This window comes from Stenotrophomonas sp. GD03777 (assembly GCF_029842485.1).
GTDB classification, from domain to species: domain Bacteria; phylum Pseudomonadota; class Gammaproteobacteria; order Xanthomonadales; family Xanthomonadaceae; genus Stenotrophomonas; species Stenotrophomonas sepilia.
On record NZ_JAOCGL010000194.1, the window covers coordinates 1 to 3,567 of the forward strand.

Genomic DNA, 3,567 nt, shown 5'->3' on the forward strand with positions numbered 1-3,567 from the left:
AGCGGCTGGGCCGGTTTGGGGGTTTACGGCGTGTCCTGCAGCGCCACACCGCCCCGCCAGACCATCAACAATCCAGAGCCGCTTTGGCTTTGGCTTTGGCTTTGGCTTTGGCTTTGGCTTTGGATTCGGCCCTTGCCTCTGCGGGTGCAGGGCGCAGCCCTGCCGAAACCCACCCTCAGGAACTGCAGGACAGCATCGAGCAACCGGCGCGGTTGTCGGCCCACGCCGGGCGCTTGCCAGCGAAGTGCTCGAGCCCTGCGCGCTCGGTGTATGGGTCTCGCAGCACGTCCTGCAGCGCATGCACACCGCCGAGGTCACCCTGCTCTGCGCGGTCGATCGCTTCCTGCGCCAACCAGTTGCGCAGCACGTACAGCGGGTTGGCCGCCGTCATCTTCGCCACGCGTTCGCTGGCCGGCAGCGGATCGCTGCGCAGGCGCTCCGCGTAGTCCTGCAGCCAGTGCTGCAACGGTGCCTGCACTGCCTGTCGCCGCGCCTCGTCGTAGTACACCGCGTCCAGAACCGTAGCGTCCGTTGCCGACGGGTCGATGCGCATCAGTGCGCGCCAGGCCAGAGTCATGTCCATGGCACCCTCCTGCATCAGCTGCTGCCAGCGCTGGTAGAGCTGCAGGTCGTCATCGTCGGCCGCGGCCAGCCCCAGCTTTGCCGCGGCATCGCGACGCGTGCAGGCCACGAAGGTGGACTGGAAGGCCGCCAGGCCCACCTGCAGCGGTGCGACATCGGCGAACAGCGGCGACAGCGCCTGGGCCAATCGGCTCAGGTTCCAGTACGCCACCTGCGGCTGGGTGCCGAAGCGGTAGCGGCGCCCCTGGGCGTCGGTGGTGTTCGGCGTCCAGTCCGGATCGAAATCCTCGACCCAGCCATAGGGGCCGTAATCCAGTGTGAGACCGAGCACGGACAGGTTGTCGGTGTTCATCACGCCATGTACGAAGCCGACACGCATCCAGTGCGCGATCATCTCGGCGGTGCGCACCGCGATCTGCGCGAACCAGTCGCCGTACCGTGCCTCGCCCTGCCCCTCCAGCCCGGGGAAATCACGTGCGATGCAGGTGTCCACCAGCTGTTGCAGCAAGGCAGTCTCGCCACGCGAGGCCGGCAGCTCGAACGAACCGAAACGCAGGAACGACGGCGAGACCCGGCACACGATGGCACCAGGCTCGGCACGCGGGTGGCCGTCATAGAACATGTCGCGCACCACCTCCTCGCCGGTACCGACCAGCGACAACGCGCGCGTGGTCGGCACGCCCAGGTGGTGCATCGCTTCGCTGCACAGGAACTCGCGGATCGACGAGCGCAGCACTGCCCGTCCATCGGCACCGCGCGAGTACGGCGTCGGCCCGGCCCCCTTCAGCTGCAGCTCCCAGTGGCGGCCATCGGGTGCCACCAGCTCACCCAGCGAGATCGCACGCCCGTCGCCGAGCTGGCCGGCCCAGTGACCGAACTGATGGCCACCGTAGTTGGCTGCCCACGGCTGCATGCCGGCGTACAGCGTATTGCCGCCGAACACCTGCGCGAAACCTTCGCTTTCGACTTCAGCGGTATTGAAGCCAAGCATTTCGGCGACGTCCGGCGCCCAGGCCAACAGCGTGGGCGCCGTCACCGGGGTCGGCATCACGGGCGACCAGGCGGCACCCAGCACTTCGCGCCTGCGCGGGCCGGATTCGGGGTCACCCGGCAGGGCATGCAGCAGGCGGTTGTCGAAACGGGGGCTGTCGGTATCCATGACTCTGGAGGTGGGGGCGACCGCCGCCGGCCTCAATTGCCGCTGAGCGCCTGCAGATGGCCACCGTGGGCCTCGGCGCGCTGGTAAGCAGGCCGCTCGCTGATGCGCTTGAGGAAGCCACGCAGTGCCGGCTTGCCGTCGAGACCGCCACCGCGCGCGGCAGCAGCCTGGATCGGGAAGCTCATCTGGATGTCGGCCGCACTGAAGCGCTCGCCGGCAAACCATGGGCTTTCGGCCAGGCGGCGCTCCATCCAGTCCAGGTGCAGGCGCCGCTGCGGCCCAACGAAGCCCCGCTCGGCCTTGTCGGCAATGCTGCGTGCAATCGGGCGTGCGAAGAATGGCATGGTCGCATTACGGATGCGGCCCATCACCAGGGTCAGCAGCAGCGGCGGCATCGCCGAGCCTTCGGCATAGTGCAGCCAGTAGCGGTACGCGATGCGTTCGGTGCCGTCGGCCGGCATCGGTGACGGCGACAGCTGGCGCTGCGTGTCGTAACGGTCAGCGAGATAGTCGAGGATCGCCCCGGACTCGGCCAGTACCAGCTCGCCATCCTGCAGCACCGGCGACTTGCCGAGCGGATGCACGTTGCGCAGTTCCGGCGGCGCCAGCAGCGTCTTCGGATCGCGCGGATAGCGGCGCAGTTCGTAGTCCAGCCCCAACTCCTCCAGCATCCACAGCACGCGCAGGGAACGGGAGTTTTCCAGGTGATGAACGATGCGCATGGGGACGATCCTTGGGAAGGCCGCCATCCTACCGCGCCGGCTGCATGCCCTTTGTAGAGTCGAGCCCTGCTCCACTGTCCTTGAGAACAGTCGAGCGTGGCTCGATTTCTACAAAAAACAGCGGGCAATAAAAAACGCCGGAAGCTCTCGCCTCCGGCGTTCTGGCTACCCAACGGTAGCAGACGGATTAGACCGCCTGCACCTGGTCAGCCTGCATACCCTTCTGACCCTGGACGGCGATGAAGGTAACCTTCTGGCCTTCCTGCAGGGTCTTGAAGCCGGTGCCCTGGATCGCGCGGAAGTGCACGAACAGGTCCGGGCCGCTTTCCGGGGTGATGAAGCCGAAGCCCTTGGCGTCGTTGAACCACTTGACGGTGCCGGTCTGACGTTCAGACATTTTACTAACTCCTGAAACACATGTTGAAAAAAATCGCAGCCACCGGGTATCGGGGCCGAGACTGAGTTGCAGGCGTTGGTAAAGCGGATCGATGAGCGGATCGTGAGATCAACTGCACCAGGCCACGATTCACGGTGACCCTAGCAAACACAGTGGGTCGCACGATACGCGTGTTTTCTGCAAAAAGCGATAGTCCCGACGTTCATGGGAACACGTCACCCGCTAGGCGTGACAAGGGTTGGCAGCCAATCGCGGCTAACCCCGAGCCCCCATTCAGGTTTTTCCTACCCTACACTGGGTAAATGACTGAAGCTGAAATCCCCGCTGAACACGCGTCTCCCCGCATCTGGGTGGACGCGGACGCCTGCCCCACCGTCATTCGCGACATCCTGTTCCGGGCCGCCGAACGGGTCGGGATCGAGCTGACCCTGGTCGCCAACCAGTGGATCCGCACCCCGCCGTCGCGCTGGCTGCGCTCGATCCAGGTACCGCAGGGCCTGGACGTGGCCGACAGCGCCATCGTCGAGCGGGTCGCCGCCGGAGACCTGGTCGTCACCCAGGACATCCCGCTGGCTGCGCTGGTGCTGGAGAAGAGGGCCGTGGCGCTGAACCCGCGCGGCCAGCTGTACACCCCGAACAACATGGCCGAGCGGCTGTCGATGCGCAATTTCATGGAGGAACTGCGCGGCGCCGGGGTCCAGACCGGC

Annotated in this window: 4 protein-coding genes; 1 reads left to right on the forward strand and 3 read right to left on the reverse strand. The window is 66.1% G+C overall.

Features of this window, described 5'->3' with window-relative positions:
- Positions 1 to 175: 175 nt before the first annotated feature.
- The 3 genes from N5E02_RS20515 to N5E02_RS20525 all read right to left on the reverse strand — a co-directional run bounded on the left by N5E02_RS20515 (position 176) and on the right by N5E02_RS20525 (position 2,860).
- Complete coding sequence (locus N5E02_RS20515; protein ID WP_065195927.1) at positions 176 to 1,741, reverse strand: protein adenylyltransferase SelO; 1,566 nt, start codon at positions 1,739 to 1,741, stop codon at positions 176 to 178.
- Between the two features lie 32 nt (positions 1,742 to 1,773).
- Complete coding sequence (locus N5E02_RS20520) at positions 1,774 to 2,463, reverse strand: glutathione S-transferase (RefSeq protein ID WP_065195926.1); 690 nt, start codon at positions 2,461 to 2,463, stop codon at positions 1,774 to 1,776.
- A gap of 187 nt (positions 2,464 to 2,650) precedes the next feature.
- Positions 2,651 to 2,860 (reverse strand): cold-shock protein, encoded by a 210-nt coding sequence (locus tag N5E02_RS20525; protein WP_005416210.1) that lies wholly within the window; start codon positions 2,858 to 2,860, stop codon positions 2,651 to 2,653.
- 302 nt (positions 2,861 to 3,162) lie between these two features.
- Here N5E02_RS20525 and N5E02_RS20530 point away from each other — a divergent pair.
- The coding region (locus N5E02_RS20530) for a YaiI/YqxD family protein (RefSeq protein ID WP_279946702.1) at positions 3,163 to 3,567 on the forward strand (405 nt) is incomplete at its 3' end.

Bases quoted from the DNA above. Each gene is read 5' to 3' on its own strand.
- N5E02_RS20515 (WP_065195927.1), bottom strand. From the start codon at position 1,741: ATGGATACCGACAGCCCCCGTTTCGACAACCGCCTGCTGCATGCCCTG.
- N5E02_RS20525 (WP_005416210.1), bottom strand. From the start codon at position 2,860: ATGTCTGAACGTCAGACCGGCACCGTCAAGTGGTTCAACGACGCCAAG.
- N5E02_RS20520 (WP_065195926.1), bottom strand. From the start codon at position 2,463: ATGCGCATCGTTCATCACCTGGAAAACTCCCGTTCCCTGCGCGTGCTG.